Origin of the sequence: Kitasatospora sp. MBT66 (genome assembly GCF_000710405.2) — a bacterium.
Classification (GTDB): domain Bacteria; phylum Actinomycetota; class Actinomycetes; order Streptomycetales; family Streptomycetaceae; genus Kitasatospora; species Kitasatospora purpeofusca.
The window spans coordinates 80,183-84,802 of sequence record NZ_JAIY01000018.1 but is presented as its reverse complement, the minus strand read 5'-3'; the positions used below and the strand labels follow the sequence as shown (position 1 = coordinate 84,802).

The window sequence follows — 4,620 nt, the reverse complement described above, 5'->3', positions numbered from 1 at the left end:
GCCGTCACCCGGCGCGCGGTCGAAGCGGCCGAGGCGGTCGAAGCGGTCGAGGCGGCCGGGGGACCGGGCGAAGCCGCCGGTACCGCGTGGCCCGGGCGCCGCGGCGGCGGGCGGCGGGAGGACGAGACCTCCCCGGTCGTCGCGGTGGACCGGCTCTTCCGGGACGGACTGACCGGCCTGGCGCGCTCGGCACAGGCCCCGGCGGCCGCGTCGAAGGCCGAGGCCCACGAGCGCCCGGGGGAGGCGGCCGACGGACTGCTGGGCGACGACACCGTCCGCCTGGGCCGCGTCACCCGCCCGCAGCCCGACCGGCCCGCGCCCGACCGGCCCGTGCCCCATCGGTCGGCCTCACCGGGCGCGGACCCGGCCGGGCCCGTCGTCCCCGTCACCTCTGACCTTCGGAGCGAGTGAACCGTGCGAGTTCTGGCTTATGAGCTGCGCCGGGTGCGCGGCCTGCGATCGACCTGGCTGCTGCTCGGGCTCGTGGTGGTCTGCGACGCGGTGGTCGCCGGCGTGCTGGCGGGCCAGGTGGGGGACCGGACCCTCGGCGGCGCGGCCGCGGTGCGGCTGCTGACGGCGGCGGTGCCGCTGGTGCCGCTGCCGTTCGCGGCGCTGGGTGCCGGGGTACTGGGCGCGCTGGCGTACGGCCACGAGGTGCGCCACCGGGGGCTGGCCGCCTCGCAGGTGTCCTACCCGCGCCGGGTCCGGCTGCTGACGGCCAAGCTGGCGGTGACCGGCGCCCTCGCGGCGCTGCTCGCCCTGGTCACGCTGCTGGTCGACGCGGTGACCGTGCACTTCGCCCTGCCCGCCGGGGTGACGGTGGCGGCCTGGTCCGACCCGGCCGCGCTGTCCGCCCGGGTCGCGGAGGCGCTGGCCCAGTCGGGTCCCGGCGGGCTCGTCGACGTGCTGCCGCCGGTGGCGGCGCCGCTGGCCCTGGTGGCCGGCCAGGGGGCGCCGGCGGCGCTGCTGGCCTTCGTACTGCTGGTGGTCGTGGCGGGCTGGACCGGGGTGCTGACCGCCGCGCTGACCCGGAGCGCCACCGCCGGAGTGCTGCTGCTCTGCGCGCTGCCGCCGCTGCTGGAGTCCGCGGTGGCGCTGGTGCTCCGGCAGAGCGGGACGCCCTGGCCGGCCCGGGCGGCGGAACTGCTGCCGTTCCCGTCGGGGATCGAGTGGGCGTACGGATGGGTGTACGGCGGGGACGGCCGGGTTGCGGGTGGCGGCGTTCTGTCGGCGGCTCCGGCCCTGACCGATCCGGCGCTGCTGGCCGCCGCGGTGGCGCCGGTGCTGGTGTTGCTGCTGGTCACCCTGGTGGTGCAGGCCCGGCGCCGGGCGCTCTGAGTCCGCGGCACGCCGGGGCGGTTCGCCAAGATCGACCAAGGGTGACCGTAATGAGTGGTTCACCCTGATAAGAAGTCAATTATCCAGTCACGGGCGATCACCCTTTCGTGTGCTTTTCACGAGAATTCTCAAGCTGTGCCCGCCGATCGCCGACAAAGGAGCTGTGAGTACCCTTGCGCACCCCACCATGACCCCCGCCCGTTCCGCCGATGGGGCCATCCCCGGTTCGGCCGACCTGGACCGCTACTCCTACGCCGACCGGCCCATCCCGCCGGCGCCCCGCTGGGAGGGCGCCGAGTCGGACCTCGCCCGGGTCGGCCGCAAGACCACCAGCAGCCGGGGCCGAGGCCTGCACGGCCAGCTCGTCCAGCAGCTGGGCCAGATGATCGTCTCCGGCGACCTCGGCGCCGACCGGCCGCTCGTCCCGGAGGAGATCGGCCAGCGGTTCGAGGTCTCCCGCACCGTCGTCCGCGAGTCGCTGCGCGTGCTGGAGGCCAAGGGCCTGGTCAGCGCCCGCCCCAACGTCGGCACCCGGGTCCGCCCGGTCAGCGACTGGAACCTCCTGGACCCGGACATCATCGAGTGGCGCGCCTTCGGCCCGCAGCGCGACGAGCAGCGCCGGGAGCTGTTCGAGCTGCGCTGGGCGATCGAGCCGCTGGCCTCCCGGCTGGCCTCCGGCCACGGCCGGGAGGACGTCCAGCAGCGGCTGGCCGAGCTGATCGAGATCCTGGGCCACGCCTGCGCCCAGGCGGACCTCGCCACCTACGCCCGGGCCGACGCCGAGCTGCACGTGCTCATCCTGCAGCTGGCCGGGAACCGGATGCTGGAGCACCTCTCCGGGATCGTCGCCTGCGCGCTCCAGGTGTCCGGCGGGCCGGCCACCGCCTGCGAGCGGCCCTCGGAGGCCTCGGTCGGGATGCACGCCCGGCTGGTGGAGGCGCTCGGCTCCGGCGACGGCAGTGCCGCCGAGAACACCATGCGGGCGCTGCTCACCGTCCACCCCGAGATCGAGCCGTCCGTCCCGGCGCCCCGGGAGCACTGAGCGGACCGTTCGGCGACCCGACACCGCCGCCCCGCCCCGCGACCTGCTCCCCGACCCGCCCCGTCGTGGCCCGACATCCGCGATTCCTCCGCGTCCTCCCGAAGTCCCCCTCGCGACCCCCGGCCCCCCGGCTGCCGCCACGGTGCGGCCGGGGGGTCTCCGTACATCCGGGGCCGCGCGGGAACGGAGGGGCGGAGGGGGCGGCGGAAGCCGAGGGCGAACGTGGGGACGGAGGGGGCGGAAGCGGCACCCCGGCGGTGGTTCGACGGTTGTTCGACGGCGGTTCGACGGCGATTCGGAGCAGGCCCGCACCCGCCGGACAGTGGAATGGCGTGTCCATGGTGAATGGTTCGGTCGCGGGTGGGGGATGATGGAGGTCGGCCCCGGGCCGCGGCCGCCCACCGGTGTGACCCGCGACACGAAGGCCATGCGTAACACTTGACGAGCAGCAGCGATGTCTCCTGAGCGGGAGCAGCTCCGGAATAACCCAACGTGTCAGAATGCTGTGTTGGTCCGCGGCGCTGCTGCCGTCCTGCAAACCCAGACCTCAAACCCGAGTCGGTCGGAATCGACACCGCGTGCCCGACGCGCGATCTCCTTCCCCGCCCGCTCGGGCGGCCGGTACGGGTTCGAGTCCACTCATCGTCCGAGAGGTTGTTCGTGTCGGCCAGCACATCCCGTTCGCTTCCCCCCGAGATCGCCGAGTCCGCGGCTCTGCTGGCGCTCATCGAGCGGGGCAAGGCCCAGGGGCAGATCGCCGGTGACGACGTACGCCAGGCGTTCGAGGCGGACCAGATCCCGGTCACCAAGTGGAAGAACGTCATGCGCAGCCTCAACCAGGTTCTGATTGAGGAGGGGGTGGACCTCATGGTCAGCGCGGCCGAACCGGCCGGCGCCAAGCGCAAGAGCGTTGCTGCCAAGAGCCCCGCCAAGCGCACCGCGACCAAGGCGGTCACCACCCGGAACCCGGCCGCTCCGTCGGCCCCGACCAAGCCGCCCGTGCGCATCGCGCCCGGCGCGCCCGTCTCCACGCCCACTGTCGCGGCCGCCGCCGCGCCGGTCAGCACCGTCTCCGCCGAGATCACCGTCGAGGGGGCGACCGTCGGCACCGAGGTGAAGGCGGCCGTCGCCAAGAAGGCCGTGGCCAAGAAGGCCGTCGCCAAGAAGACCGCCGCGCCGGCCAAGAAGGCCGCCGCCAAGAAGACCACCACCGCCAAGACCGCGGGCAAGGGCGGCGAGGAGGAGGTCCTCGGCGAGGAGGAGATCCTCGAGGACGTGGCCCTGCCCGGCGACAAGCCCGCCGCCGAGGGCGACGCCCCGGAGGAGGAGTCGGAGGGCTTCGTCCTCTCCGACGACGACGAGGACGACGCCCCGGCCCAGCAGGTCGCCGTCGCCGGTGCCACCGCCGACCCGGTCAAGGACTACCTGAAGCAGATCGGCAAGGTCCCGCTGCTCAACGCCGAGCAGGAGGTCGAGCTCGCCAAGCGGATCGAGGCCGGCCTGTTCGCCGAGGACAAGCTCTCGGCCGCCGACAAGCTCGCCCCCAAGCTCAAGCGCGAGCTGGAGATCATCGCCGAGGACGGCCGCCGGGCCAAGAACCACCTGCTGGAGGCCAACCTCCGCCTGGTGGTCTCGCTGGCCAAGCGCTACACCGGTCGCGGCATGCTCTTCCTGGACCTCATCCAGGAAGGCAACCTCGGTCTGATCCGTGCGGTCGAGAAGTTCGACTACACCAAGGGCTACAAGTTCTCCACCTACGCGACCTGGTGGATCCGCCAGGCGATCACCCGAGCGATGGCCGACCAGGCCCGCACCATCCGTATCCCGGTGCACATGGTCGAGGTCATCAACAAGCTGGCCCGCGTCCAGCGCCAGATGCTCCAGGACCTGGGCCGCGAGCCCACCCCGGAGGAGCTGGCCAAGGAACTCGACATGACCCCCGAGAAGGTCATCGAGGTCCAGAAGTACGGTCGCGAGCCCATTTCGCTGCACACCCCGCTCGGCGAGGACGGCGACAGCGAGTTCGGTGACCTCATCGAGGACTCCGAGGCGGTCGTCCCGGCCGACGCGGTCTCCTTCACCCTGCTCCAGGAGCAGCTGCACTCGGTCCTGGACACCCTGTCCGAGCGCGAGGCGGGCGTGGTCTCGATGCGCTTCGGCCTGACGGACGGTCAGCCGAAGACGCTCGACGAGATCGGCAAGGTGTACGGGGTCACCCGTGAGCGCATCCGCCAGATCGA

3 protein-coding genes and 1 pseudogene are annotated in these 4,620 nt (G+C 73.2%); all 4 read left to right on the top strand.

Features of this window, described 5'->3' with window-relative positions:
* Positions 1-411 (top strand): annotated as a pseudogene (locus BI06_RS51880) (hypothetical protein); the annotation flags it as partial.
* A 3-nt stretch (positions 412-414) separates the two neighbouring features.
* Positions 415-1,338, top strand: a complete 924-nt coding sequence (locus tag BI06_RS40355) for a hypothetical protein (protein WP_149030638.1) — start codon at positions 415-417, stop codon at positions 1,336-1,338.
* A gap of 109 nt (positions 1,339-1,447) precedes the next feature.
* Positions 1,448-2,380, top strand: coding sequence for a FadR/GntR family transcriptional regulator (locus BI06_RS40350; RefSeq protein WP_043476926.1), 933 nt, complete (start codon positions 1,448-1,450; stop codon positions 2,378-2,380).
* Positions 2,381-3,034: 654 nt separating this feature from the next.
* Positions 3,035-4,620 (top strand): RNA polymerase sigma factor (locus tag BI06_RS40345; protein WP_082559040.1); only part of this gene is annotated, 1,586 nt, incomplete at its 3' end.